The sequence below is a fragment of the Streptomyces sp. CA-106110 genome (assembly GCF_050936285.1).
Classification (GTDB): domain Bacteria; phylum Actinomycetota; class Actinomycetes; order Streptomycetales; family Streptomycetaceae; genus Streptomyces.
In genome coordinates this window covers 10,404,899-10,430,652 of the sequence record NZ_JBNJNB010000001.1, presented here as the reverse complement: position 1 = coordinate 10,430,652, position 25,754 = coordinate 10,404,899, and the positions used below count along the sequence as shown (strand labels likewise).

The window sequence follows — 25,754 nt, the reverse complement described above, 5'->3', positions numbered from 1 at the left end:
ACTCGCCCCCTGGAGGGGCGCCATGACCGTACCCCGATGACGCCCTGCTCAAGCGGGGTGCAGCCCCGGTTCCTGCCCCGTCAGGTGGTGCGGCGCAGAGGTCGCAGTACCGCGGCACCTGCGCGCGCGATCGCGGACACCGGAGCCCCCACCCATTGGATCAGGTCCCGTGACAGGGCGGTGTCGAGCTCGATGGTCACCCGCACGTATCGGGTGTGCAGGCGGGTGACCTTGGCGGGACGCGGTGCAGCAGCGTCCGGTTCGCGCTGCAGGGCGGCTCGGTAGGTGTCCTTGCGCTGGTTCACGCCTTGTCCTGACGCTTGATGAGTTCGTCCGCGAGGTCCATGTACGCCGAGCCCTTGACCTCGACGGGGCCGCCGAATGACTGGGCGTACAGGTCGAGCCGCGGAATATGGGTGGACAGCACGTCGAATCCCCGCTCGGTGAGGGCTTCGCGCGCGTCGGCATCGGGACCGGTGCGCGTGGCGTCGGCACGATTCGTGCGGTTCAGCAGGACGGCCGCACGGGCCGGCCGGGCGCGCAACGACTGCACGTCGCCCATCTCACCGCCGATGGGTGCCATGCGGTCCAGCTCGATGGGGGCCGGGGTCACCGGCACGATCCACTCGCTCGCGTATCTCATGATGCTGCGGGCGATGTGCGCGTGGTCCTCCATCTGCGGGGCGTCGAACACCACGGCCTGCCGGTGGCCGAGGAAGTCGTTCACGCGCCGGTGCACATCACCCACCGGGAGGGCGATCACAGGAAACGGGAAGCCACCCGCCAACTCGCTCCAGCGCAACGCCGAGGAGGCGGGGTCACTGTCGACCAGAAGGGGTGAGATACCGGACTCGTGAAGTGCGTGGGCCAACCAGACCGCGCTGGTCGTCTTTCCCACTCCGGGCTTCAGATTCACAAAGGCGTAGCTCAGCGACACAGGGGGGACGCTAGTGGTCGCGAGCGGCTGGTCGCCGTCGGCGCGGGGCGCAAGGACACGCCGTTCACCCTGCCGCGCGGTGGATCACTCGTATGGGCCAGTGCCGGGGCCGCCGGGCCGCGAGAGTGTCGTGTGTGACGACACGTCGCGGACTGGGGATTCACCTGGTGTCGGCGTGGGGCGCGGATGTCACCGAAGCGAAGCAATGGGAAGCGAACGGAAACGAAGGGAAGGGCTGCGATGGAGCAGACGACGTGCTGTGTGGTGGGCGGCGGGCCCGCCGGAATGGTCCTCGGTCTGCTGCTGGCCCGGGCCGGCGTCGCCGTGACGGTCCTGGAGAAGCACGGCGATTTCCTGCGCGACTTCCGCGGTGACACCGTCCATCCCTCGACTCTGGCGCTGCTGGACGACCTCGGTCTGGCCGAGCGTTTCTCCCGTCTGCCGCAACGTCGGGTGGACACGGTACAGCTGCCTCTCGGCGCGGAAGGGGCGCTGATCACCGTCTCGGACATCAACGTCCTGCCGGGCCCGTACAACTACGTGGCGATGGTGCCGCAGTGGGATCTGCTCGACCTGCTCGCCGACGAGGCACGCAAGGAGCCGTCCTTCTCTCTGCGCATGAACACCGAGGCGACGTCCTTCCTGCTGGAACACGGACGGGTCACCGGCGTGCGGTACCGCACGCAGGACGGCCGCACCGGCGAACTGCGGGCCACCCTCACGGTGGCCTGCGACGGCCGGGGTTCGCTGGCCAGGTCCAGGCCCGAACTGGGGTTGCAGGAGTTCACCTGTCCCATGGACGCCTGGTGGTTCCGGCTGCCACGACGGGAAGGCGACCCGCAGGGCCTGGTGGGAGGTGCCGGCGACCGCATCCTCACCGCACTGATCGACCGTGGGGAGTACTGGCAGTGTGCCGTGCTGATCCCCAAGGGGACCGACGCCGAGCGTCGCGCCGCCGGACTCGACCGGTTCATGGCCGAGTTCTCGGGAGCCGTGCCCTGGCTGGCGGACCGGACGGATGCGCTGCGGTCGTGGGACGAGGTGAAGATGCTCGACGTACGGCTCGACCGCCTCCGGCGCTGGCACCGCCCTGGCCTGCTGTGCATCGGCGACGCGGCCCACGCGATGTCACCGGTCTTCGGCATCGGCATCAACCTCGCCGTGGAGGACGCGGTGGCCGCCGCACGGTATCTGGTCGAACCGCTGCGCAGGGGTGCGGTCGGCGTAAAAGACGTACGCGGCGTTCAGCGGCGCCGGTGGGCAACCACGGCCGCGACGCAGGCACTGCAGCGGATCGCTCACGCGCGGGTCATCGCGCCCGTGTTCGCGGGACGGCCGCCCCTCGGAAACGCCAGGCGGGCGGAGCGGGTGGGCGACCTGCTCACCACGTCACCGTGGGTCAAGCGGGTACCGGCGTACTTCATCGGCTACGGCGCGCTGCGCGAGCGTCCGCCTGCCGCGTCGGTGCGGTGAGGCGGCGCACGGACGGGACCGCTCCCCACTGCCGCCTGCGAGCGACACAGGCAGTGAGGAACGGCCCCGTCCGTGCGGTCGATCAGCTGTGGGAGACGGTCAGTCCGTAGAAGGCGACCCTGGCTCCCTTCGTGGTGCTGTCCGAGGACGACTGGTTGTAGGAGCCGGCCTTGAAGTACTGCTTGTACGGCTTGAAGGACGACGGGATGGCGTAGTGGGTGGTGCTGCCGTTGACCGTCAGGTCGATGGTGTTCCCGCCGGAGACGCCGATGGTGTACCGCCAGGTCTTGCCGATGGACACGTGCCCCACCGTGTGCAATGTCTGGCCGCCGGACGGGGAGTTCTCGGTGCCCAGCACGATGTCGCCGTTGGAGTGGTAGTACAGCTCCAGGAGCGGCTTGGTGGACGACCCCCCGGTGCCGAGGTGGATCTGCCCTACGCACACGTTGGACGTCACCGACACCACGCGCAGGGTCGCGTTCAACCGGTGGGTACCGCTGAGCGACCAGTTCGCGGCGCTGCCGTCGCGGTTCATCTCCCGGAGTTCCGAGCGGGCGTAGTTGGAGTTGGGCGTGGTGACGCCCTTCTCCGGGGCCCAGAATGTCATCGCACCGTCGCGCGAATCGGTGTAGAAGTAGGCGTCCTGGTAGCCGTTGGGTCCCTGGAGCCGGGACGACGGGATGGTGGTCGGGGAGCCCGGCGAGCCGATCGGCTCCTGCAACTGCCAGATCGACAGGTCGAGGTTGCCGCCGGGCGCGACGTTCGGGTCTGCGGCGTCGGCGCTGCCACCGCCGAAGACCGCCAGCGCGCCGACGACACACGCGACTGTCGCCGCCGCGAGGAACTTGGAACGGGTCATGTGGGGGCCTTCCGAGGAGTCGGGAGGAGAGCGGGGTCAGTGCGCGGTCAACTGGAAGCTCTGGGCGGCTGATCCGTCGCAGCTGCGCTGGGTCAGCTGGACGCTGTTGCCGGCCGTGGCGGCGGCACTGAGGCACTTGCCGCTGTGGCGGGCGACGAAGTGGTAGCGCCCGCCCGTCTCCTGGACCGGCTTCCACTGCTGGTTCTGGCCGTCGGCGTAGGACCACAGTTGCAGTGGCGCGTTCTCCGCCTGCGAGCGGTCGGTGACGTCGATGACCTGCTGGGGGTTGCCGCGGGCGGCGATACGGGAGTAGCCGCTGTCGGTCGAGCGGAACTGGAACTGCTGCGCCACGGTGTTGTTGCAGGTGTACTGCTGGACGACGGTGCCGTTGGCGGTGGCGGCGGCTCGCGCGTCCACGCACGTCCCGTTGCCGGAGTTCCGCACGGTGTACCAGGCGGTGTCGGAGATCGGGTCGGAGGGCGGCTGGGTGTCACCGGCTCCGCAGAGCCGTCTCGGGTGTGACGATCCTCGGCTCCGGGATGGAACTCGAGGCGATCTCGGCGGTCGTCATCGGCGGCACTCTGCTCACGGGCGGGTTCGGTTTCATCAGCGGCTCGCTCGTCGGCGTGGCCCTGTTGAAGGTGATCCAGAACGTGATCAACCAGATCGGCTCCCTGGACTCCGCCTACCAACAGGTCGTCAGCGGCGCGTTCCTGGCGGTCGTGGTCGTCGCACAGACCTGGCTCGGGTGCCGTCAACGCGTGTTGTAACCCCGGGCGGCGAGGCCGAGTCGGACGCTCCGGCGTGCAGCGGCGCCATCGCCCGGCCCCGGGCGCCGACGGCGCTCGGGGCCTCGCTGCCTGCTCAGGGCTTCGCGTGGGTCGCCACGTCGACGGGCGCGGTCGTCAGGCGGCCGGGTGCGGGTCCACCAGTGGTTCGCCGGTCCAGCTCGCGAGGAGGCCCAGAGCCTCTTCGGACGCGCTGCCGGGTTCAGCGGTGTAGAGGCCGAGGATCTGGTCCGGGTCGCCGGTGACGGCCAGCGCTTCGTAGTCCAGGGTCAGGTCGCCGACCAACGGATGGTGGAAGTGCTTGGTTCCGTACGTACGGCGCTTGATGTCGTGATCGGCCCACCAGGTCCGGAAGTCGGTGTCTTTCAGCGACAGTTCACCGACGAGTTCGGCGAGCTGCGGGTCGTGCGGGTGCTGACCGGCGTAGAGGTGCAGGGCGGCGACGCTCGAGCGGGCGATGCCCTCCCAGTCGTCGTAGAGGCTGCGGGCGGCATCGTCGAGGAAGATGAACCGCGCCATGTTGCGCTCTCGCCGGGGCAGTGCGTCGAAGTCCGTGTACAGGGCCCGGAACAGGCGATTGGTGGCCAGGACGTCGGTGCGGCGGCCGATGACCAGCGCCGGTACGTCGGTCAGCTTGTCCAGGAGCCGGTACAGCGCGGGGCGCACCCGTTGCGGCGGCAGCGGACGAGGCCGGCGCCGGGTCGGCCTCGCCAGAGCGAACAGATGACTGCGTTCGTCGCCGCTCAGTCCCAGCGCCCGTGCGACGGCGTCGAGGACGGCATCGGAGACGTTGGTTCCGCGTCCGCGTTCCAGACGTACGTAGTAGTCGACGCTGACGCCGGCGAGATGGGCGACCTCCTCGCGACGCAGCCCCGGCACACGACGGACCGTGGAGGCGGGGGGCAGGCCGGCCTCCACCGGTGAGATCTTCGCCCGGCGGGTCCGAAGGAACTCCCCGAGCTCGCTCATGGGGCCGCCGGTCGCAGCATCGTGTGCACTCATGCGTGCCACGCTACGCCGCCGGACCGCCCGGATGGCCGGCGAAAGGGGTACTGCTGGGCCCCCGGTCGGAGCGTACCCCTTGTGGCCCTCTGACCAGCGATTTCGGCTGATTCCATGGAGTCATCCGGAAGGATTCCGGGCCCTGCCGCGAGGCGGGGGACACAGGGAAAGGCTGATCTTCATGACCGACGACGGACGCATCACCACACCGTTCGGCGCCCAGACCACCGCCGCCGAGGTGGTCAAGGGTGTCGATCTCACCGGACTCCGGGCGATCGTGACCGGAGGGTCCTCGGGCATCGGCGTGGAAACCGCGCGTGCCCTGGCGGCCGCGGGGGCCGAGGTGACCCTCGCCGTACGCGATCTCGAAGCGGGTAAGAAGGTCGCCGAGGACATCAGCGCCGGCACGGGCAACGACCGGGTCCTGGTCGCGCCCCTGGACCTGGACGACCGGCCGTCGATCAGGGCATTCGTCGCGGACTGGCGTGGCCCGCTGCACATTCTGGTGAACAACGCGGGAGTGATGGCCTCCCCCGAGACCCGTACCGCCGAGGGGTGGGAACTCCAGTTCGCCACCAACCACCTCGGGCACTTCGCCTTGACGACCGGTCTGCACGACGCGCTGAAGGCGGCCGCCGGCGCACGCGTCGTCGTCGTCAGTTCGGTGGGGCACATCAACGGGGACGTCCGCTTCGACGACATCCATTTCGAACGGGACCCGTACGACGCCTGGGCCGCCTACAGCCAGTCCAAGACGGCGAACATCCTGTTCGCAGTGGAGGCGGCGAAGCGCTGGGCCGACGACGGCATCAGCGTCAACGCGCTCAACCCGGGGCGCATCGCCGAGACCAACCTCGCCCGGCACATCGGCACCCCGACCAACGCCCCGGCCTCCTTCGAGCCCGGCAAGAACTCCGGGGTGTCCGTGAAGAACATCGAGCAGGGCGCCGCCACATCTGTTCTGCTCGCCGCATCCCCACTGGTGGCAGGCGTCACCGGCAGGTACTTCGAGGACTGTAACGAGGCCGGTCCGCACCAGCCCGGTCTTCGCCGCGGCGTGGCCGGCTACGCCCTGGACGAGCGGAGCGCCGCCCGTCTGTGGCAGGTCTCCCTCGACATGCTCTCCTCCGCCGCCAACTGAGGAGTAGCGGATTCCGCCGAACCGGTTTCGTCACGGGCGCTTCCCGGTCCGTCCGCAGCGGATCCCACGAGACTCCCCCCGCCGCTGGTCATGTGCCGGACGCGCCCCCTGCGCGGTCCGGCCGGACCGGGTCCACAGCGGGCTCCGGCCGCCCGGCCCTTTTCGGACCTTTGGAGAAACGCCGACGTGCAGCTTCGGTACTCGTCCACGCCAGTGTGACATTGCCTACGGGACCGGATTGAAAAACCGCGAGCGGGCAAGGTGCCCCTCCATGCCATGCACAAACGCCCCCAGGCAGGTGACTCGATGACGACGGCGACCAAGGCGGTACGCGACCCGTCGGCCACCGCGACCCGCGCCAAGGCTCCTCCGACGGTGCCCGTGTTGCCGTCCCTCACCGGACTGCGGTGGGTGGCCGCGCTGCTGGTCTTCGGACTGCACGTGCGCAATTTCGGCTACTTCTCAGGCACCGGCGACCACATCATGACGTGGGCGTTCGGGGCCGGAGCGAACGGTGTGTCGTTCTTCTTCGTGCTGTCCGGATTCGTACTGATGTGGTCGGTGCGGCCGAACGACCGTCCCCTCGCCTTCTGGCGGCGGCGCTTCGCCCGTATCTACCCGGTCCATCTGGCCACCGTCGTGATCGCCCTGTTCATGGCCTACACGCTGGCCCATCAGGCAAGACCGACACCGACCCAGGCACTGGCCAATGTGCTTCTGGTACATTCCTGGTGGCGCCCGTGGTGGCAGACGCTGAACCCGGTCAGCTGGTCGCTGACCTGCGAGGCCTTCTTCTACGCGGCCTTCCCGCTGCTGGTCCTTCTGCTGCGCCGCGTCGGCACCCGGGGAGCGGCGGCCGTGGCCGGCGGATCGGTGCTGGCGGTACTTGCCCTGGCCTGGGCGGACGCGCACGACACGCTGGGCCAGCCGCTCAATTCCTTCCCCGCCGCTCGACTGCCCGAGTTCGTCCTCGGTGCCGCCCTCGCCCGGCTGGTGCTGCTCGGCCGCTGGCGTGGACCCGGCCTTGAGGCCTCTCTTGCGCTGGCCCTCATCGGCTACTTCTTCGTCCCGCAGGTCACCGCCGGGTATCCGGCCACGACCTGCACCATCGTGGGCTTCGCTCTGCTCATCCCGGCGGCCGCCGTCGCAGACCTGCACGACCTGCCCTCGCTGTGGCGCAACCGGCGGATGGTACGGCTGGGCGAACTCTCGTTCGCCTTCTACATGGTCCACCTGCTGGTCCTGCGGGCGGGCACCGATCTGCTCGGCACCTCGCCGCGCTTCGGCCTGCTGGGGGCCCTGGCCGCCACCGCCGTCGCGTTCACCGTGTCGCTCGGCCTGTCCTGGGTCCTGTACGAGGCGGTGGAGCGTCCCGCAAGACGGCTGCTGCTCCGCAGTCGCCGTCCGGCCAAGAAGCTTCCGGCACCGGCGACCGCCGGGTCGGAGCCGAGCAAGCCCGACCGTGACGCTTCGCGCGCTGCGCCCGACTGAGACGTCCGGCCGGCCCGGCTCGAGCCAGGCCGGGCGATGGCCGCTCCGCACGTCCGGGCGGCCGACGGCGCCTCAGCTCCCCGACCGCACGCTCCCTGCTGCTCCTCTTGAGTGAAGCCTCTGCCTCAAGTGGAGCTTGAGGGTGTGTGAGCGTCGCGAGGCGCCGAGCCGAAACGGCACCGGCGCCGGTGGTGGTCAGCAGGGCCAGGTCCACGCCCTCGAAGCGCCCTGCGGCCTGCCGCCGTTCGACCTGAACCGCGGGGCCCGACGGGGGAGCGCCCCGGCGCGCCCCCTCGGGCGGCCCCGGCAGTCTTGGCGCGACACGCTGGAGGGGGCTCCGCAACTGACGCCGAATCAGTCCCCGACTCGGCCTCCTTGAGCTGCACTTCTGAGCTGGGCACATCTCAACCGCACGCTTCAGGCCCGTTGGCCGAATCACGCGCCTATCTGGCATGAACGGGGTGTCTACGCGCAAAGAATCTTTGACATGAACACTTCCGCTGAGTCGTTGCTGGTTGTACCAAATGAGAGCCAGCATTCCCGCTCCGGGAGGTTCCGTGAGACGCATCAAGTCGCTGTCAGCTCTTGCCACGCTGAGCGTCGCGATCATGTTCAGCCTGGTCATCGGTGGTCCGGCCTACGCTGCCGGGCCCGCGTACGTCGCCCTGGGAGACTCGTACTCGGCCGGTAACGGCGCAGGTAACTACGACAGTTCGAGCGGCTCCTGCCACCGCAGCTTCAGCGCCTACCCGTACCTGTGGAAGAACGCCCACGCCCCGTCCTCGTTCGCCGACACCTCATGCTCGGGCGCAGTCACCACCGATGTGACGAACAATCAGCTCGGTCCGCTGAACTCCTCCACCGGACTCGTCTCCCTCACCATCGGGGGCAATGACGCCGGGTTCTCGGATGTCATGACCACCTGCGTGGCCGGCTCCGACTCCGACTGCGTCAACCGGGTCAGCCAGGCCGAGAGCTACGCTCAGAACACGCTTCCCGCCCGTCTGGACGCCACCTACAACGCCATCCGTGCCAAGGCGCCCAACGCCAAGGTGGTCGTACTGGGTTACCCGCACATGTACACCCTCAACGTCTTCTGCGTCGGTCTCAGCGACACCAAACACCGCAAGATCGACGAGGCCGCCGACGTCCTCGACAACGTCATCGCCAGCCGCGCGGCCGCGCACGGCTTCGTCTTCGGCGACGTACGCAACGGCTTCAGCGGGCATGAGCTGTGCTCCGGCGACGGCTGGCTGCACTCCCTGGTGGTCTCACCGAGCTGGGAGTCGTACCACCCGACCGCAACCGGCCACTCGAGCGGTTACTACCCCGTGCTGAACGCGAACAGCTGACCTTCCTCACGAACGAACTGGCGCCTGGCGGGCCTCTGTCCACGGCGATCTGTGGACAGGGGCTCTGCCGCCGTTCGATGCAGGCCCCGTACGGCAAGGGCGACAGCCGTGACGTCGACGAGCACGTGAGGCGGGTTCAGGTGGTCACCGTTCACCGCCCCCGTCCGTCGCCACCACCGCCACGCCGACCGCTGTCCTGGCCGTGACTGCCCTTCGGCTCCGGCCCGAAGCCGAGCCTGCGGGAAACGACGTCCCGGGCCACTTCACTGACCGTACGACCCTGAACGAACGCACGGGCCCGCATACGGTCCAGCGCCTGGCCGGGATCCGCATTGAGCTGCATCATCACCATCCCGACCGCCTGATGGACCTCGCTGTGGTCGGCCTCACAAGCATCCACCCACCACGCGACATCGTCCTCGGCTCCCCGCCCGGCGCTGTCATACACCGGCTGCAGGTTCAGCACCGCGAGCGTCACCGCGTCCCGCGTCCACAGGGCGATCCTCAGTTCACGTTCCGACAGCGGTCCGGCCGTCTCGCGATAGAGGTCGAGCGTTCCGATCGCCGCGCCGCTGACGCCGAGCGGCAGCGAGAACACCGCACGCACACCCAGCTGCACCGCCTCATCGGCGAAGACAGGCCAGCGGCGGGCATCCGCCCCCCGGCCCAGGTCCGCGGCGAGCACCGGGACGGCACGATCCAGCGCCGTCTGGCACGGGCCGTCCCCCAGGGTGTACTGGGCCTCGGCCAGCCGGGCGGCCGTGCTGTCACTGGCACACCAGGTGGCCCGCACACCTGGTCCACCGGCGATCGACACGGAGGCGCCGCTGATCGGCAGCAGCCCCAGACAGGCATGGCACAGGGCTGCGGGAACCCGTCGTACATCGACACCTCTGGCGGCGGTCCGCAGGATCCCAGTGATGCGCAGTCGTTCGTCCGCCCCTGACGGCCGGCCGTCGCCGGGCTGGTCGGGGTGGTCTGACCGCATTGTCATCACCCCCGTGTCGTCACGCACGGTCAGCAGACCTGATCCACCGGTGTCGCCGTCCGTCGGCCACTGGACGCCCGACGGCGCCTGCTCGCGCACCGGTGACGACCGTGGTCGACCGCGCTTTCTGCTTCTCAGCGTGACGAGTGCCCAAACCCTGGCCGCACTGCACGTCCCCTGTGCACGGTTTCTCGCGTCGGGCGTGCCCATCTGAGGGGCGGTCACGCTCTGCCATCGCGCGGCTGCGTCGACCGAGCGGGCAGAGCCGGCCGGGGGTCGCAGCAGCTGGGCATCGCCACCGGAGGCGGTCCGGCGGCGATGTCCTCGATCGTGGTGCCGCGCCGGTCCCCTCAGCCGGTGGCCGGGCCCTCAGACAGGTCATTCGCGGGACTGTCCCCTTCCGCCCGGTCGGAACAGTCGGGACAGGTGCCCCAGAAGGTCACTGCGGCCTCGCCGATCAGGTAGGTGGGGGGAAGCTGCGGCTCCAGACAGGGTGCGGCGCCGATCACGCACTCGACGTCGACGACGCAGCCGCAGGTCCGGCAGACGAAGTGGTGGTGATTGTCGTGCCTGTCGACCTCATAGCGCGCGCGATGGCCGGCGATGTGGGTGCAGCGCAGCAGAGCGGCTTCGGTGAGGACGCGCAGGACGTCGTAGGTGGCCTGGAGGGAGAGACGGCCGAGCACGCCCTGTGCTCGGTTGCGGATCGAGTCCACATCGGAGTGACCGCCGAGTTCCTCCACGGCGGCCAGCACGGCCATACGTGGAGCGGTGACCCGGAGCTGGGCCCGCTGCAGCCGGATCGCGGCGTCGGCCATGGGGTCGACCGTGGCGGTGGGCGCGTCCACTGTGGTCCGGGGGGTGCGATTCATGATGATCTCCGCCGAGGTGGCGACCTTGGGTGACCGCATCGCTGCGGTCCTGTTCCTCTCAGGTCCGTCCGCTCTGGAGTCATTCCAGAGACTACACATAGAGAACACCAAAGGTTCCTAAAATAGAGTGAACTTCTCTAGCCGCTTGAATCACTCCAAATTAGCGTAACAGGGAAGCAGCACGGCAAATACGGACACAAGTCTTCAAGTGCTCGTGAGACGCAGTTCCGGTCTCCAGGAGCGACCGCTGCCGCGCGGCTCCCTCGCACCGGATTGGACGTGCAGACATGAGCGATCCGACGGCATGCATGACGCCGACCCGCCCCAATCCGACGCGCCTCCGACGGGGCTCCGGCGAACTGGGGATGAACGATGGTCCCTGAGACCAAGGCGGTCCTCGCGGCCATCAGACGCGCGATTCGCCCGCTCGGCCAAGGCCTCGCACGCTTCAGGAGGCCACCGAACACGGCCGCCCGACGGTTCAGACCGGCGTTGCTGAACCCTCCCTTGGTCATCGTGGCAGTGGTCGTCGCCAATGCCCTCGACGACCGCATCATGGTCTACCGCTTGCTGGGAGCGGCCCCCGCGCTGGCCGCCGCCACCTTCTCGGCCGTCGGAACCCTTGGGATCGGGATCCTGGCCGTGGGCGTCGGCGTGGCCCTGGTAGACGCCGACCATGCCCTTTTCGAGACACCGGGCATGGTCACCTTCGGTGCGCTCGCGGTGATCACCCTGGCCGGTGTACACGCCAGCCGGGAGCGACAGAAGCAGGAACGCACTCTCGCCCAGGTCCGCCTTGTGGCCGACACGGCACAGCGGGCACTGCTGGGGCCGATGTCCCAGCACTGGGCGGAGGTCACCATCGACGGGCTCTACCGGGCAAGCGCCGCACAGGCCCGGATCGGCGGAGACTTCTACGAGGCGTACCGCACCCCGCACGGGGTCCGGATGCTCTTCGGAGACGTGCGGGGCAAGGGACTTCCGGCCGTCGACGCGGCTTCGGCCATCCTCGGGTCCTTCCGGTCGCACGCCCGGCGGGCGCCGGATCTTCCCGCGCTGGCGCAAGAGCTGGAATCCCATATGAACCACTACTACGAGGACTCCGTCGGCCAGGACGCCGGCGAGCACTTCATCACGGTGCTGCTCGTGGAGATCCCCGCCAGTGAGTATGTCGTCAGACTGCTCAACTGCGGCCACCCTGCCCCGCTGCTGCTGCACGACGGCGAGATGCACGAACTGGAACCCAGTGCCCCGTCACCGCCGATCAACATGGCGGGCCTCCTCGACGGCGCTTACCACGTGGACGTCGTTCCCTTCACGGTCGGGGACCGCCTGCTCCTCTACACGGACGGCATCACCGAGAGCCGGGACCGCACCGGGACCTTCTACCCGTTCACACAGCGAATCCGGCAGTGGGCCTCACAACCGCCGCGCCAGCTCCTGGAGAGCCTCGACCACGACCTGGCCACCTACAGCGACAGCCACGACGACGATCTCTCCGCCCTGGTCGTGCACCGTCTCAGGGCGGGCGAGCACGAGCAGGAGACGCCCTCACCGTCCCCGACCCTGCCGCAGCAGTCCCCGCAGACATGGATGACGCCCAACCGGTCGCCCGGCGGGCAGAGACGAGCCGTCGTGACCGAAGGTCTGTGACGGGCGGCGACCTCCCTCGGCAGGGAAGCGGGAGCCGCGGACCGCTCCGCTTCCCGCCCGTGAAGGACCCGTACACGGCAGAGGCATCAAACGGCAGAGGCAGCAAAGGAGACAGGCGAGAACGATGCACCCGGCAGCGGCTTTACCCCGCAGCCCGATGAAGCGAAGGGACGCAGAACCAAGCAGTAGCACAACGTCATTCCGAGCTTTCTCAACCGCTGACCAGTCAAGGGACGGCACGGCAGCGGGGAAGAGGAGGCGTATGTGATGCCCAGGCACAAGCACGACAGGCGAACACAACGAGGTCTCGCCAAGGTGACAGCCATCGCAAGTGGGCTACTCGCGGTGCTGATCAGTGCCATCTTCGCGCTCTTCATCTGGTCGGGTGACAACCTGCGCGAGACCGGGTTGGCAGAACGACAGTCCCATGCCGCTCTCGCCCAGAGCCGACGGGTCTCCTCCCTCATCTTCGACGTCGACTCGAGCCAGCGCGGCTTCATCATCACCAGAGAGCCCCAGTTCCTCGAGATGTGGAAGACCGCGCAGGCCCGCTTCCCCACGCAAGCCCAAGACCTCGTACGCGCCAGCGGCACCCTCGCCGAACGGAACCTGGCGCAGCAGATCAGCCGGGCCGGCCAGTCATTCATCGGCCAGTACTCGATTCCTCTGATCGACGAGGCGCGGCACGGGGACCCGAAAGCCGGCAGCCCGGAGGCAACCCTCGAAGGCCAGCACAGGATCGACGCGTTGCGGGACCTTCTGCGCCGATACGTCGCGGTGGAACAGTCCGACGTCACGGCACGCGAGGCCGCCGCCGACGCGAGCGCGGGACGGGCGAAAGCCGTAGCGGCCGCGGGTACCGGATGCTCGATCCTCATCATCGCCGGCTACTCCGGATACGTCACCCGGGTCGTCGTCCGGCCCGTCCGCAAGGCGGCAACCGTGGCCACACGGCTCGCCTCGGGCGACCTGAGCGCCCGCATGCCGATGACCGGCAGGCACGAGATCGGCCGGCTGGAGACGGCCTTCAACACCATGGCCGACTCCTTGGAGGCCAGTCTTGGACACGCACGGCAGGCGTACCGACGCGTCAAGCTGCTCTACAAGGCGAGCATGGCGGTCGGTACCACCCTGGACGTGATGCGCACCGCTCAGGAACTGGTCGATGTGGCCGTACCAGGCTTCGCCGACTTCGCCACCGTGGACCTCGTGGTGTCCGTACTGCGCAGCGCGGAACCCGCGCCCGTCGGCGACTCACCGCCCCTGCAACGCGCGGCCCTCGGCGGCATCCACGACGACGTCCCGCTGGATCCTGTCGGCACCGTGCTCCAACGGCCCCAGCCGCCGGTACGAGGCCCCCGCTTCCTGCGGGAGGCGGTACTCGTGGGCGATCTCAGCGCCTGCACACTCGGCTCCGACCAGCCGCGGGAAGCGGGCAGGCTCCACGGATCCGGGATCAATTCGATGATCATCGTCCCTCTGGTCACGCAGGGCGCCCTGCTGGGGATGGTCACGTTCTGGCGTTCCCGTTCCACACCCTTCGGCCCGCCGGACCTCTCCGACGCCGAAGGGCTGGCCGTCAAAGCCGCCGTCGCCATGGACAACGCCCGCCGGTACACCCACGAACGCGAGAGCGCGCTCACCCTGCAGCGCGCTCTGCTGCCGCAGCAACCACCCCAGCAGCCTGCCGTGGACGTCGCCTACCGCTATCTCCCCACCGGCACGCGAGCGGGCGTGGGCGGGGACTGGTTCGATGTCATCCCCTTGTCCAGCACGCGCGTGGCGCTGGTCGTGGGCGACATCGTGGGTCACGGCATCCAGGCGTCCGCCACCATGGGGCGCCTGCGCACGGCGGTACGCACTCTCGCCGACGTCGACCTGCCACCCGACGAGCTCCTCACCCATCTCGACGACCTCGTCGTCCATCTGGGCGACGGGGACACGAGCGGGGAGCGGGGCGCGACCTGCCTGTACGCCGTGTACGACCCGGTCTCCCGTCACTGCACTCTGGCCAGCGCCGGTCACCCACTGCCCTTCCTGATCGGCAAGGACGGCACGGTGGAGCCCGTCGCCGGGGAGATCGGGCCACCCGTCGGGGTGGCGGATCTGCCCTTCGAGAACATCGAGCTCGAACTGGCGGAGGGCAGCACCCTTGCTCTGTACAGCGACGGACTCGTGGTGCACTCCGGCAGGCGGGACATCAGCGAGGGCCTCGCCCTGTTGCGCCAAGCGCTGGCGCCCGCGGCGGAGTCGCTGGAAGCCGCCTGTTCCCGCGTCATGGACACGTTGCTGACCGGCCCTCCCGAGGACGACGTCGTGCTGTTGCTCGCCCGGACCCGGGCTCTCACCCGCGACCAGGTCGCGAGCTGGGTCATCCCTGCCGAGCCGGAGCACGTGGCACATGCCCGCACCCTCGTGACCGAGCAGCTCAAGGCCTGGCGGCTCGAGGAGTCGTCGTTCGTCACCGAGCTGGTGGTAAGCGAACTCGTGACCAACGCGATCCGCTACGGCGCCCCACCCATCCATCTACGGCTGGTCCGTGACCGCGCCCTGATCTGCGAGGTCTCCGACAGCAGCAACACCGCGCCCCATCTGCGACGGGCCCGCACCTTCGACGAGGGCGGCCGAGGTCTGCTGCTGGTCGCGCAGTTGACCCAGCGATGGGGCACCCGCCATGCCCGGGACCGCAAGACCATCTGGTGTGAACAGCCGCTTCCCTCCAGACCCGAGGCGTGTCGATCCCCCGGACCGGAGACCGCGGCGGGCACCGGGGCGCCGGGCGAGTACAGTCCCGGCTGAGAGCGGAGGGAGCGATGTGGCGATGACCGATGCCGAGCGCGTGACGGCGTTCTGGTCACAGCTCGGCCTGCCGGGCCTGATCGACGTGCACACCCACTTCATGCCGACCCGGGTGATGGACAAGGTGTGGGCCTACTTCGACTCCGTGGGGCCCCTGGTCGGCCGGCCCTGGCCCATCGCCTACCGGGCCGAGGAGGATGAGCGGATCGCGACCCTGCGCGGCTTCGGCGCGCGTTCCTTCACCGCGATGCTCTACCCGCACAAGCCCGCGATGGCAGCCTGGCTGAACTCATGGGCCGCCCAGTTCGCCGCCCGCACCCCCGACTGCCTGCACACCGCCACCTTCTTCCCGGAGCCGGAGGCCGCGCGGTACGTGCACGAAGCCGTGGAGAACGGCGCCCGCGTCTTCAAGTCCCACGTCCAGGTGGGGGCGTACGACCCCAATGACGAACTGCTCGAGCCGGTCTGGGGCCTGCTCGCGGAGGCCGGGATCCCCGTCGTCATCCACTGCGGTTCGGGGCCCGTGCCGGGCAAGCACACCGGCCCCGAACCCGTCGGCCGGCTGCTCGCACGCCACCCGAAGCTGCGCCTGATCATCGCCCACATGGGGATGCCCGAATACGGGGACTTCCTCGATCTGGCCGATCGCCACCCCGACGTCCATCTGGACACCACGATGGCCTTCACCGACTTCAGCGAGGAGGTCGCGCCGTTCCCCCCGGCCGAGCTCTCGCGGTTGACCGACCTCGGCGACCGGATCCTGCTCGGCACCGACTTCCCCAACATCCCTTACTCCTATGCCCACGCCCTGGAGGGGCTGGCCCGTCTCGACCTGGGGGACGACTGGCTTCGGGCGGTGTGCCACGACAACGCGGTCCGTCTGTTCGCCCTGTGAACCGGGACCGGGTCACCGGCGAGCCAGATCCGCCGTGCCGCCCCGGGCCCGGCTCACCGGCACGAACCGGACCTCGGCTCAGAACATCTTCGCGCCGGCCTCGATGGCCTCACGGATGCGGTGATACGTGCCGCACCGGCAGACGTTGCGTATCTCGTCCAGGTCCGCCTCGCTGATCTCGCGGCCCTCCTCCCGCGCCGCCCGGACCTTCGCGACGGCGGCCATGATCTGGCCGGGCTGACAGTAGCCGCACTGCGCGACGTCGTACTCCAGCCACGCCTCCTGCATCGGATGGAGCTCCTTGCCGACAGTGCCGGGCAGCCCCTCGATGGTCGTCACCTCGTCCGTCGGGCGCAGGTCCTTCACGGGGACCGAGCAGGGGTTGAAGGCCTTGCCGTTGATGTGGCTCGTACAGGCCTGGCAGACGCCCAGTCCGCAGCCGTACTTGGGTCCGGTCACGCCCAGGACGTCCCGGAGCACCCACAGCAGTCGTACGTCGTCCTCGATGTCCACGGTCACGGCTCTGCCGTTGAGGATGAAGGTGTGTTCGGGCACGGGGACTCCTAGAAGGCGCGGCTGAGACCGTCGGTGGGGGACGCGGGGATCGGCGGTGTGGTGGGCAGCGGTTCGAAGCCGAGCGGTCCACCATGGTTGATCGGGAAGGCCGTCGGCATCGTGCCGGTGGCGCGGCCGTAGGCGCAGGCCACCGCGGCCATCGCGCCGGCAACGGCCAGCTCCCCCGCGCCGCCCGGAGAGCCGGTGGTCGGCGGCATGACGACGATCTCCAGCTCCGGCGGCGTGTTCCACTGCCGGGTGTAGAAGTAGTTGTCCCAACTGCCTTCCAGGAAGTGCCCGTTGTCGAGGTGGAGTCCGGAGGTGAGCGTGATCGCGATGCCGTCCATGATGCCGCCCATCATCTGGGCCTGCAGTCCACGGGGGTTGACGGCCAGGCCCACGTCGACGGCACACACGACCTTGGTGACACGGGGCCCGGTGAAGGCGTCGAGCACCTTGCGTCCGGTGGTCCCGGGGCGGCAGTCGATCTCGGCGAGGACCGCCACGCACGCGTGGTACTCGGGGTGGACGGCGATGCCCTGGGCCGTGCCCGCCGGCATGCTCCGGCCCCAGTCGCCGACCTCGGCGACCTTGTCGAGGACGGCCCGGGCCCGGTCGTCCTTGAGGAATTCGCGGCGGAAGCCGTAGGGGTCCTTGCCCAGCCGTTTCGCCAGCTCGTCCACCACCAGCTCCTGCGCGCACCGCACGTTGGGCGAGTAGATATTGCGCATGGAGCCGGTGTTGAAGCCCTGGTCGGTCTCGCTGAGCAGCTGGGTGACGACGCCGAAGTTGTAGGGCGTCTGCTGGGTCAGCGTGAAGATCGTCTCGGAGAAGGTGAGGCCACCGACCGGCAGTTGCGCCACCTCGGACGTGATGATCTCCCCGACGCCGTGACCGAAGTCGGTGGCCACGGAGGTGTGGCGCTGGTCGTAGGTCAGCACCTGGCCGAGCGCGTAGGTGGCTCTCACGCGCGACGTCGACATGGGGTGCGTACGGCCCTGCCGGAAGTCGTCGGTGCGATGCCACATCAGCTTGACCGGCTTGCCCATCGCCTTGGAGATCTCGGCGGCCTCCGCGGCGGCGTCGTGGAAGAGCTTGCGGCCGAAGGAGCCACCGCCTTCGGTGACGTGGACCTTGACCGCGGTCACCGGCAGGCCCAGCTTCGCCGCGATCTGCTCCTGCGCGGTGATCGGGGACTTGAGGCCGGCCCATATCTCGGCCGAGTCCTGCCGTACGTCGGCTATCGCGCAGTTGGTCTCCAGCGCGCTGTTGCTGGCGAAGTGGAAGGTGAAACGGGTGTCGACGGCCTTGGCCAGCAGACCGAGGGCGGGCAGCGGAAGTTCGGCCCTGCGCAGTTCGGCACGGATGGTGTCGTCGGAGGCTCCCTCCGCCGTACCCGGTCCCCACGTGACCTTCAGGGCGCGCACCGCGTCGATGCACTGCCCGAAGGTGCGCCCGCGAACAGCCACGCCGGTGGAGATCCGTACGACATCGGTGATGCCAGGCATGGCCCGCACCTCGTCGAGGTTGTCCACCGAGCGAACGGTGCCATTGATCGTCGGCGGTCGGCACACCATGGTCGGCAGGGCGCCGGGCACCTGCAGGTCCATCGCGAACTTCTTGCGTCCGGTCACCGCCGCCAACGCGTCGATCCGCCGCTGCGGAGTCCCGATGACCTCGAAGTCGGCCGGCTTCTTGAGGGTGACCTCCACCTGAGTGGTCGTCACCGACGCGGCCTTCTCCGCCAGTTCGCCGTACGTCAGGCTCTTGCCGGTCGCAGCGGAGGTGATGATCCCCGCCTTGGCGGTCAGCGTGTCGATCACCTCACCCAGTTCCAGAGCGGCGGCCTTGAGGAGTCTCCCTCGGGCCACGGCGGCCGCGACCCGGATGGGGGTGAAGGTGGAGATGGTGGTGTTCGACCCGCCGGTGAGCTGGTTGAACAGCAGCTCGGGCCGTGCGTCGGCGAGTGTCACCCGGATCCTGTCCAGCGGCAGATCCAGCTCCTCGGCGATGAGCATGGCACTGGACGTGGTGACGCCCTGCCCGACCTCGGCCCTGGGCAGGGCGAAGGAGGCCGTGCCGTCGGCGTCGAGGCGAATCGTGATCAGGTTCGCGGTGGGCAGGGCGGCGTGCGTGAGCATGTCGTTGAGGTCGTAGATCTCCGCCGGCCCCGGCAGGGACGGCACCGCGGCAGCCGCCTCCTGCGGTGCGAGGGCCCCCTCCCCGAGCTGGGCCGCCACGGTGAGCGTGGAGGCGGCCACCACATAGCCGAGGAACCTCCGGCGGCCGATGCCGTCCGTCGCAAGCGCGGCTTCCGGCTGCTCCGGACGGCTGTGCGCTCCCATCAACTGTCCTCCAGGCAAGGTGATGTCCGCCGCTGATGGCGGGACCTCGACTGTGCATGGTTGGCGCGTTACTCGATAGATCTCGGCAGCGCTTCAGCACGCAACGCGCACAAGTCGCTTCTCCTTTGAAGGCTCCCCTCCCTGAAGGGAGGGGATTCTCCACCCTCCAGGGCTGCGTGGGGATTCACGGCTCAGGCCGCCTCTTGGTCCAGCGGACCAGGAGGTCTTACGCCCTCGGCACCGTCCGGGTTCCAACCTGCCCGGACCAGCATCACGCGGGCGGAGTTCTTGTCCCTGGGCGAGACGGCTCCGCACACGGTGCAGGCATAGGTTCTCATCGAGAGAGGGAGTGCGTGCTTGGTTCTCGCTCCGCACTGCGCGCAGTCCATCGTGGTGTGCGCCGGGTGCACGAGGCGGACGTCCCGTGCGTGCTTGCGCCCCATCTCGACCAGAGCGCGTTTGGTGGCGGCGATGGCGGCATCGGCCGCCTTGCGGGCCATCGTGGTTTTCGCGAGGAACTTCGGGCGGAAATCCTCCACCGCCACCCCGTCATGATCACGCATCACGGACTTGGCCCACTTGCGGCCGGTGTCCTCCCGCTGCCGCGCGACCTTCTTGTGCAGCTTCGCGGCCTGTGCCTGCGCCTTCCGGTAGCCCGCGGATGCGGGCCGGCCCTTCGGACGCCGGCACCGGGCCATCATCCGCTGGTAGCGGGCGAGCCCCTGCGCGGACCGCTTGCCGTGCTCGGCATGCGGGAGATCGTAGGCGTCATCCGTGGTGGTGGCCGTCTCCTGCACACCCCAGTCCACCCCGAGCACCCGCCCCGTGAGGGCAAGCGGTTCGCTCCGCGCGGGGGCGACGAAGGACACATACCAGTGCCCGAGCGTGTCCTGGTACACGCGCACACTCGACGGGTCGACCGGAAGAGCCCGCGACCACACCACGCTCACCACGATCTGGCCCGCAAGGTGCAGACGACCGTCCTTCAGACGGAAACCCCGCCGGGTGTAGTTCAGGCTCGGCCTGGCCTCCCGCTTCCGCTTGAAGCGGGGCATCCCCGCCCGGCGGTGCACCGGAAGCCCGTCCTTGACGTCCTTCAACGCCTTCGCCCGCGACTTGGCGAAGTCCCGAATCACCTGCTGCTGCGGCACCGAGGCACCCTCGGCCAGCCACGGCATCACCCGACGCGCCTCGGTCAGCATCCTGTCCAACTGCGCCGGACCACACGTCAGCTTCTCGCCGGACTCCTTGGCTCGCTGGTGGACCTGCTTGGACTTGGCCACGCATTCATTCCAGAGCCACCGGCAGCGGTCCCACTCCGCTTCAAGTGCGCGCCGCGCGGTAGCCGACAGGCGCACACGGAAGGAGTACCGGGCATGCCCGGCCCCCTCCGTGGTCGCGTCTGTCGTCATGCATCCGAACCTACCCGGGGAGACTGACAGTTGAGACCTCTTGATCGCCACGGGCTCGCTCACCTCGTCGCGGGTGGACGATCTTTCGCCCTGGAGGCGAAACCCCTATTTCCTGTCCTGCTCCGCAGGAGACCGATTCCTCCCCCGCCTGAAGGCCGGGGCATCCTCGGAGGAACCCGGTGAAGCGCTCGCAGCCTCCGGCGCACTGCGCGGCATCGGGGCACCGCCTGCCCGGCGGCGCTTCATCAAGACGCTCACCCGCGAGGTCCACGACACCGGTGCCATGGCAGCGCGCTTGGGCGACACCGGGACGGTCGACGCTGGATCGCCCCTGGCAACACGCCCACGGACCGGCCTGGTCCATGCGCTCCGAGCCTGTCCGACGGCCGCTCTTCCGCGGGGTCAGGGCCGCGCGCTCGGCTCGGCCGTCGGCCGGGGACTGAGCGGTGACGGCGGTGATCGTTGCCTCCCAGTCAGGAAGGGGCGGCGGCGGGTGTGGGGGCTCGGCATGGCGCAGGCGGCAGCGCCTCGGTCAGGGCGTGGTAGGCGGCGCGGCGCAGCGCCTGACGCGTGCCGAGCGGTGCGCCGGGGTCGAGGTCACGGTGGCGACGGACCGTGGGCGGGGCGGCATCAAGTCGGACGGCCGGGCTGCGTCGTTCACCCGGGCCGGTAGCGCGTCCCCGACGGGCCACGAGAGCGTACGACGTACGACGGCGCGCCCGCCCGCGAGGGCCGACGCGCCGTCGGGTCGTGCCGGTCAGACCGCGCTTCCGCGCGCCGCGGTCACCGGCACATCCTTTCTGATGGCTTCTCAGTGGCCCCGGTGGTGCCCTCCGTGGTTCCGGTAGCCGCCGTCGCGGTCACGGTCACCGCCCAGGAAGAAGGTGTCGACGACACGGCCATAGGCGTTTCGCAGCGTGGCGGTGTCGTGGCGGCCTTCAAACACGCTGCGGCGGCGGTCCTGGTAGAGGTCGGTCCGGGTGTCGCGGCCGTACCCGGTGTGAACGCGGACCGTGGAACGGCCATCCAGGCGGTAGTGGTGGAAGGTGTAGGTGTGGCCGTCCCGGTCCGACAGCGTCCACCCGCTCAGGTTCACATCCCTCCGGGTGTTGTTGGTGATCTCCACCCACTCCCTGTTCAGAGAGCGGTTGGAGCGGTCCTGGCGACCCCAGGTGTCGGACTGCACATCGCTGATCTCGACCCGCGCGTTGCGCCCGCGCAGGTCGTGGTCGGCCGCGGACGCCGGCGGTACAAAGGCTCCGACCGCGGCAGCGGACGCGACAGCGGCGGCAGCCAGACGGCGAGCGGTCACGGAGGAAGCGGACACAGGCTCTCCCTGCAGGGTGAGGGCACGCCCTTGCACGGCGGCCGGGCCGCGCAACGAGGTCGTGCGAGTTGCGGCGTGCACGGCCAACCGGCCGCGCACCCACACCTTGATCCCGTAGGCGGGCAATACGAGCGATACATCAGGTGTGTTACGAATTACGGATATTTCTGTAACATTCGCCTGCATATCGCACCTATGAGTGTGAGGTGACGATTCTCCCGCTTGTCCGGTTCAACGCATCTGCAAGCAACGCCTGCGAGCCGGCACAAGGCCATCCATCGCCCCCGTGCGAACCGGGTCGTCACCCGAAAGTGGGTAACAACGATCCGAGGCAGTCACCGCTCCGGTGACCGCCCGCGTGACAGCGCCCCGTACGGCTTCCGGCTCCTGGCTTGTATTGCGGCGGGCGGGACCCGGCGTTGGAACCAAGTGTGAGGCACTTCGGCACTGCCGTGGCCCCCTGCCGCTCCGCTCCCGGCACCGGATCCGGCCGGAAAGGGCTGAAGAACGACGCACTGGGCATGTTCTCCCCGGTCGTCATCGGCCTGGCCTCCACCGCCCCGGCCTCATGCCTCGCCGCCACGCTGGGCGACGACGAAGGACGCCGAGGCCTGTTCATCATCGCCCAGATGACCGCGCACTGGGGGACGCGCTACACCCCCACCGGCAAGACGATCTGGACCGAGCAGACCCTGCCACCGCCGGACACCGAGCACTGTGCCCCAAGCCGACCGGTGGGGTTGACGGGCAGCCAAGGACGTTCGAGCTGACGCCGCCCTCGCAGCGACTACGGCACACGGACATGGGTCAAGGGGATCCGGGCGTCATCGACCGGTCCGGACACGGGCCGCCGCCGAGTGCCGGCTCGTCGGCCGTTGGTGTTCGGCCGGGAGAAGCTGCCGGCGCTTGCCGCGGCCGTCCCGGAGTCGCTTCCGGACGCCATGGACCGTCAGGGTCAGCGTCCCCGTGGCGAGGAAGGCCATGCCCACGCAGACCGTCGCCGTCCAGCCGTGTCCCTGGAAGAGGGCGAGTGCGACGGCGGAGCCGATGGCGCCGCTGGCGAACAGCGCGAACATATAGAGCGTGTTGAGCCTGGCTCGCAGGAGCGCGGGCCCGGCGAAGATCCGGGTCTGATTGGCTATCTGCGCACTGGTGGTGCCGTAGCCCAGCAGATTGCAGCCGATCATGAGGGCCACCACCGAGTCGGCGGCCAGCAGAAAGACGACGAACGCTGTCACGCCGGACGCCAGGGCGATGAGGTTGACCCTGCCGGGGCCGTAGCGGTCGCTGAGCCGGCCGGAGTAACGCGCCGCCAGGGCGCCGGGCACGCTGCTGAGACCGAACAGCCCAGCTGCGGCCGGCCCGAGTGCGAGGGGCTTCTCGGAGAGATGGAAGGCCAGCGTGGCCCAGAACGCCGAGAAGGCCGCGAAACTCGCCGCGCCGAGGACCGCGGACAGGCGCAGGGACGCGTGCCGGACGACGAGCGGCGGCATGGACGCCAGAAGTCGCAAGTAGCCGGGCTTGTCCTCGTCCGTGTCACGCGGCCTGTCCGGCATGTGCCGCGGGAGCACGAACAGGAGGGACGCGGTGGCCAGGGCGGCGGCCACGTAGTCAACGCGCCATGTCCCGGTCGCTTCGGCGAGGGCTCCCGAGACGGTACGGGACAGCAGTGCGCCCAGGGTCAGTCCGGTACCGACGGCGCCGAGGGCCCGGCCTGCCTGACCGGGCGCGGCCAGCGAGGCGACGGTCGGCATGATGATCTGCGGAAGCACCGTGGTCGTCGACAGGACGAGGGTCGCCACGCTCAGCAGGGTGATCGACGGAGCCAGGGCTCCCGCCAGCAGGGCCAGCGTGGTGATGACGAGCAGGATGCGGGAGACCTTGCGCAGCGGGGCGCGGTCGGCGAGGGGGACGATCGCGACGATTCCCAGCGCGTAGCCGATCTGGCCGGCCGTGGCGACGACGCCGGCGGCTTGGGCGGGGGCGCCCAGATCCTGCGCGATCCGCTCGAGAAGCGGCTGGGTGAAGTAGATGTTGGCGACAGTGACGGCGGTGGCGGTCGCGAAGACGGGGATGGTGGCGCGCTTCACGCCCGGGACGGGCGACAGAGCGGTCATGGAAGGCCCTTACAGCGGGAGGAAAGCGGAGGTGGACATCCGAGTGGGGCTACGCCTGGGTACGGCGGGGACGTACACCCGGGGGTCGCTCGAGCCGGCGTCCTGATGCGCCGCGCACGCCAGTACCCGTGGGGTACCGGGCGCTGGACGCAGGGGCGCCGATGGCAAGGCGTCGAGTCAGTGGCTCGTCGCCCCGGTGACGGCGGCCGGACAGGTGGCCGCCGTCACCGGGAGGCGTCCGGTCAGGTGGCCGCCGTCACCTGGAGGTGTCCGGTCAGGAACGCGTCCGTGCTGCGTCGAACGCGGTGACGAGCTGGTCGGTGGTGACGATGGCGTGGGCGAAGGTCGGCCCGTTCAGCTCGTGGGCGGCGTGCATCATCTCGGGGAGGAAGGCCGCGGTGGCATCCCGCACGAGTGTCACGTGGTAGCCGAGCTCCATGGCGAAACGGCCGGTCGACTCGATGCAGGTGTTCGCCAACAGGCCGACGAGCACTACATGACTGATCCCGTGCTGCTTGAGCTGGAAGTCCAGATCGGTGTTGGCGAACCCGCTCTGTGCCCAGTGCTCGGCCGCTACGATGTCACCGGTCTGCGGCTGGAAGTCGGGGTGGAAGTCCCCGCCCCAAGTACCGCGTACGAACCTGGGCCGCTCCATCATGCTGCGCTGGGTGGGACTCGGGTGGTCCCAGCTCTCGTAGTCCCCCGGCTCCCAGCGGCGGTGCGGCACGAACACCACGCGCACATCGGCCGCACGGGCCGACGCGATCACCGAACGCAGATGCTCCAGCAGTCCGACCTCCTTGGCCACGGCCTCGACACGGGGCCAGAGCTTGCCGCCCTCGGAGATGAAGTCGTTGAAGGGATCGACGAGCAGCACGGCTGTGCGACGGGGGTCATAGGTCTCGGACACGATTTCTCCTCAGCTCTGGATGATGATTGACATCCTGAATCGAGGATGACCATCGCAATCCTGGAAGTCAAATATGTCCAGCTCATCCCACTGTTTCCACCGTCGTGTATGATGCACATCATCTAGTTCTTGGGCGGCGTTGGCCGTCGCGCACAAGGAGGACCTGACATGGGGCACTCACAGGCGGAGAAGGCGGCCTCCCGCGAGAGGGTGCTGCGCGTCGCGGCCCGCAAGGTCCGCGTGGAAGGTGTGAGCCGCCCCGGCGTCGCGGATCTCATGAAGGAAGCGGGCCTGACGCACGGCGGCTTCTACAAGCACTTCTCCTCCCGCGACGAGTTGATCGCCGAGGCCGCGGCCCTGGCCCTCTCCGAGGGCTCGGCGAAGATGGAACGGGCCGCGCGGAAGAACGAGCGGGAACCCCGCAGCGGTCTGATCGACTCCTACCTCGCCAAACAGCACCGGGACTCCCCCGGCACCGGATGCGCCCTGGTCTCGCTCGGCGCAGCTGCCGGGCGCGGCGACGAAGACCTCAAGAAGGCCTACGAACAGCAGGTCCGCGCCTACCTCGACCTGATCGCCGGACTCGGAGACGGCTCCGAGGAAGCCCGGGCCGAGGCCATGCTCACCCTCAGCGCCCTCGTCGGTGCGGTGCTCATGTCCCGGGCTGTGGCCGACCCCGAACTGTCCGACGCATTGCTGACGAAGGTCGCCGACCAACTCCGGCGACAGGAGTGAGGGACCCTTTCCCGCGGCCCCACTGCATGGCGCCGGCCGTGCCGGGTACGTGCGGCCGAGTAGCGCTTCCAAGCGTCGCGGTGTGCGCTAGCACACGGTCGCG

Annotated in this window: 21 protein-coding genes and 2 pseudogenes; 10 read left to right on the top strand and 13 right to left on the bottom strand. The window is 69.3% G+C overall.

Annotated elements, in window-relative coordinates; all coding sequences use genetic code 11:
• Nucleotides 1–80 precede the first annotated feature (80 nt).
• Together ACQEXA_RS48215 and ACQEXA_RS48210 are read right to left on the bottom strand one after the other, a co-directional pair.
• A complete protein-coding gene (locus ACQEXA_RS48215) occupies nt 81–305 on the bottom strand; it encodes a hypothetical protein (RefSeq protein ID WP_432924164.1) in 225 nt (74 codons plus the stop codon).
• Nucleotides 302–937: an AAA family ATPase gene (locus ACQEXA_RS48210; protein WP_432924166.1), complete on the bottom strand. Its 636-nt coding sequence runs from the start codon at nt 935–937 to the stop codon at nt 302–304. Before ACQEXA_RS48210 ends, ACQEXA_RS48215 begins: the two co-directional genes overlap by 4 nt.
• Nucleotides 938–1,177: 240 nt before the next feature.
• Here ACQEXA_RS48210 and ACQEXA_RS48205 point away from each other — a divergent pair, with 240 nt between their 5' ends.
• Nucleotides 1,178–2,410 (top strand): FAD-dependent oxidoreductase, encoded by a 1,233-nt coding sequence (locus tag ACQEXA_RS48205; protein WP_432924168.1) that lies wholly within the window; start codon nt 1,178–1,180, stop codon nt 2,408–2,410.
• 82 nt (nt 2,411–2,492) lie between these two features.
• Here the strand turns inward: ACQEXA_RS48205 and ACQEXA_RS48200 are convergent, their stop codons facing one another.
• Both ACQEXA_RS48200 and ACQEXA_RS48195 read right to left on the bottom strand, forming a co-directional pair.
• Nucleotides 2,493–3,269, bottom strand: coding sequence for a polysaccharide lyase family 7 protein (locus ACQEXA_RS48200; protein WP_433133026.1), 777 nt, complete (start codon nt 3,267–3,269; stop codon nt 2,493–2,495).
• 36 nt (nt 3,270–3,305) lie between these two features.
• Nucleotides 3,306–3,776: pseudogene (locus ACQEXA_RS48195) on the bottom strand (RICIN domain-containing protein); the annotation flags it as partial.
• A gap of 5 nt (nt 3,777–3,781) precedes the next feature.
• Between ACQEXA_RS48195 and ACQEXA_RS48190 the strand changes: the two are divergent.
• Nucleotides 3,782–4,039, top strand: a pseudogene (locus tag ACQEXA_RS48190) (ABC transporter permease); the annotation flags it as partial.
• 135 nt (nt 4,040–4,174) lie between these two features.
• On the opposite strand, the gene ACQEXA_RS48185 reads toward ACQEXA_RS48190, so the two are convergent.
• On the bottom strand, nt 4,175–5,059 hold the full coding sequence (locus tag ACQEXA_RS48185; RefSeq protein ID WP_432924172.1) for a helix-turn-helix transcriptional regulator: 885 nt from the start codon (nt 5,057–5,059) through the stop codon (nt 4,175–4,177).
• Between the two features lie 181 nt (nt 5,060–5,240).
• Here ACQEXA_RS48185 and ACQEXA_RS48180 point away from each other — a divergent pair, with 181 nt between their 5' ends.
• The 3 genes from ACQEXA_RS48180 (at nt 5,241) to ACQEXA_RS48170 (ending at nt 9,043) form a co-directional block, all read left to right on the top strand.
• Nucleotides 5,241–6,200 (top strand): SDR family NAD(P)-dependent oxidoreductase, encoded by a 960-nt coding sequence (locus ACQEXA_RS48180; RefSeq protein WP_432924174.1) that lies wholly within the window; start codon nt 5,241–5,243, stop codon nt 6,198–6,200.
• A gap of 306 nt (nt 6,201–6,506) precedes the next feature.
• The gene (locus ACQEXA_RS48175; protein ID WP_432924176.1) at nt 6,507–7,691 is read left to right on the top strand and encodes an acyltransferase family protein; all 1,185 of its coding nucleotides are present in this window, start codon (nt 6,507–6,509) and stop codon (nt 7,689–7,691) included.
• Between the two features lie 557 nt (nt 7,692–8,248).
• Nucleotides 8,249–9,043: an SGNH/GDSL hydrolase family protein gene (locus tag ACQEXA_RS48170; protein ID WP_432924178.1), complete on the top strand. Its 795-nt coding sequence runs from the start codon at nt 8,249–8,251 to the stop codon at nt 9,041–9,043.
• A gap of 151 nt (nt 9,044–9,194) precedes the next feature.
• Here the strand turns inward: ACQEXA_RS48170 and ACQEXA_RS48165 are convergent, their stop codons facing one another.
• Nucleotides 9,195–9,836: a GAF and ANTAR domain-containing protein gene (locus ACQEXA_RS48165; RefSeq protein WP_432924180.1), complete on the bottom strand. Its 642-nt coding sequence runs from the start codon at nt 9,834–9,836 to the stop codon at nt 9,195–9,197.
• Nucleotides 9,837–10,381: 545 nt separating this feature from the next.
• A complete protein-coding gene (locus tag ACQEXA_RS48160) occupies nt 10,382–10,942 on the bottom strand; it encodes a Fur family transcriptional regulator (RefSeq protein WP_433133024.1) in 561 nt (186 codons plus the stop codon).
• Between the two features lie 477 nt (nt 10,943–11,419).
• On the opposite strand from ACQEXA_RS48160, the gene ACQEXA_RS48155 reads away from it, so the two are divergent.
• The 3 genes from ACQEXA_RS48155 (at nt 11,420) to ACQEXA_RS48145 (ending at nt 16,250) form a co-directional block, all read left to right on the top strand.
• Nucleotides 11,420–12,556 (top strand): PP2C family protein-serine/threonine phosphatase, encoded by a 1,137-nt coding sequence (locus ACQEXA_RS48155; protein WP_432924184.1) that lies wholly within the window; start codon nt 11,420–11,422, stop codon nt 12,554–12,556.
• 315 nt (nt 12,557–12,871) lie between these two features.
• Complete coding sequence (locus tag ACQEXA_RS48150) at nt 12,872–15,355, top strand: SpoIIE family protein phosphatase (RefSeq protein WP_433133022.1); 2,484 nt, start codon at nt 12,872–12,874, stop codon at nt 15,353–15,355.
• A gap of 22 nt (nt 15,356–15,377) precedes the next feature.
• Entirely contained in the window at nt 15,378–16,250 is an 873-nt protein-coding gene (locus tag ACQEXA_RS48145; protein ID WP_432924188.1) for an amidohydrolase family protein, read from the top strand.
• 78 nt (nt 16,251–16,328) lie between these two features.
• On the opposite strand, the gene ACQEXA_RS48140 is transcribed toward ACQEXA_RS48145, so the two are convergent.
• From ACQEXA_RS48140 to ACQEXA_RS48125, 4 genes are all read right to left on the bottom strand, one after another.
• On the bottom strand, nt 16,329–16,805 hold the full coding sequence (locus tag ACQEXA_RS48140) for a (2Fe-2S)-binding protein (RefSeq protein WP_360992187.1): 477 nt from the start codon (nt 16,803–16,805) through the stop codon (nt 16,329–16,331).
• 8 nt (nt 16,806–16,813) lie between these two features.
• Nucleotides 16,814–19,150, bottom strand: a complete 2,337-nt coding sequence (locus tag ACQEXA_RS48135; RefSeq protein WP_433133020.1) for a molybdopterin cofactor-binding domain-containing protein — start codon at nt 19,148–19,150, stop codon at nt 16,814–16,816.
• A gap of 191 nt (nt 19,151–19,341) precedes the next feature.
• Nucleotides 19,342–20,562: an RNA-guided endonuclease InsQ/TnpB family protein gene (locus ACQEXA_RS48130; RefSeq protein WP_433133018.1), complete on the bottom strand. Its 1,221-nt coding sequence runs from the start codon at nt 20,560–20,562 to the stop codon at nt 19,342–19,344.
• Between the two features lie 811 nt (nt 20,563–21,373).
• Entirely contained in the window at nt 21,374–21,889 is a 516-nt protein-coding gene (locus ACQEXA_RS48125) for a lamin tail domain-containing protein (RefSeq protein ID WP_432924195.1), read from the bottom strand.
• Between the two features lie 431 nt (nt 21,890–22,320).
• Here ACQEXA_RS48125 and ACQEXA_RS48120 point away from each other — a divergent pair, with 431 nt between their 5' ends.
• Nucleotides 22,321–22,659, top strand: coding sequence for a hypothetical protein (locus ACQEXA_RS48120; RefSeq protein ID WP_433133016.1), 339 nt, complete (start codon nt 22,321–22,323; stop codon nt 22,657–22,659).
• A gap of 54 nt (nt 22,660–22,713) precedes the next feature.
• Here ACQEXA_RS48120 and ACQEXA_RS48115 read toward each other — a convergent pair whose 3' ends face one another.
• Nucleotides 22,714–24,006, bottom strand: a complete 1,293-nt coding sequence (locus tag ACQEXA_RS48115) for an MFS transporter (RefSeq protein WP_432924199.1) — start codon at nt 24,004–24,006, stop codon at nt 22,714–22,716.
• 274 nt (nt 24,007–24,280) lie between these two features.
• Nucleotides 24,281–24,916, bottom strand: coding sequence for an isochorismatase family cysteine hydrolase (locus ACQEXA_RS48110; RefSeq protein ID WP_432924201.1), 636 nt, complete (start codon nt 24,914–24,916; stop codon nt 24,281–24,283).
• Between the two features lie 168 nt (nt 24,917–25,084).
• Here ACQEXA_RS48110 and ACQEXA_RS48105 point away from each other — a divergent pair, with 168 nt between their 5' ends.
• Nucleotides 25,085–25,651, top strand: a complete 567-nt coding sequence (locus tag ACQEXA_RS48105; protein WP_432924203.1) for a TetR/AcrR family transcriptional regulator — start codon at nt 25,085–25,087, stop codon at nt 25,649–25,651.
• Nucleotides 25,652–25,754: the final 103 nt, after the last annotated feature.

Bases quoted from the DNA above. Each gene is read 5' to 3' on its own strand.
- ACQEXA_RS48205 (WP_432924168.1), top strand. From the start codon at position 1,178: ATGGAGCAGACGACGTGCTGTGTGGTGGGCGGCGGGCCCGCCGGAATG.
- ACQEXA_RS48200 (WP_433133026.1), bottom strand. From the start codon at position 3,269: ATGACCCGTTCCAAGTTCCTCGCGGCGGCGACAGTCGCGTGTGTCGTC.
- ACQEXA_RS48185 (WP_432924172.1), bottom strand. From the start codon at position 5,059: ATGAGTGCACACGATGCTGCGACCGGCGGCCCCATGAGCGAGCTCGGG.
- ACQEXA_RS48180 (WP_432924174.1), top strand. From the start codon at position 5,241: ATGACCGACGACGGACGCATCACCACACCGTTCGGCGCCCAGACCACC.
- ACQEXA_RS48175 (WP_432924176.1), top strand. From the start codon at position 6,507: ATGACGACGGCGACCAAGGCGGTACGCGACCCGTCGGCCACCGCGACC.
- ACQEXA_RS48160 (WP_433133024.1), bottom strand. From the start codon at position 10,942: ATGCGGTCACCCAAGGTCGCCACCTCGGCGGAGATCATCATGAATCGC.
- ACQEXA_RS48145 (WP_432924188.1), top strand. From the start codon at position 15,378: ATGACCGATGCCGAGCGCGTGACGGCGTTCTGGTCACAGCTCGGCCTG.
- ACQEXA_RS48135 (WP_433133020.1), bottom strand. From the start codon at position 19,150: ATGGGAGCGCACAGCCGTCCGGAGCAGCCGGAAGCCGCGCTTGCGACG.
- ACQEXA_RS48130 (WP_433133018.1), bottom strand. From the start codon at position 20,562: ATGACGACAGACGCGACCACGGAGGGGGCCGGGCATGCCCGGTACTCC.
- ACQEXA_RS48115 (WP_432924199.1), bottom strand. From the start codon at position 24,006: ATGACCGCTCTGTCGCCCGTCCCGGGCGTGAAGCGCGCCACCATCCCC.
- ACQEXA_RS48105 (WP_432924203.1), top strand. From the start codon at position 25,085: ATGGGGCACTCACAGGCGGAGAAGGCGGCCTCCCGCGAGAGGGTGCTG.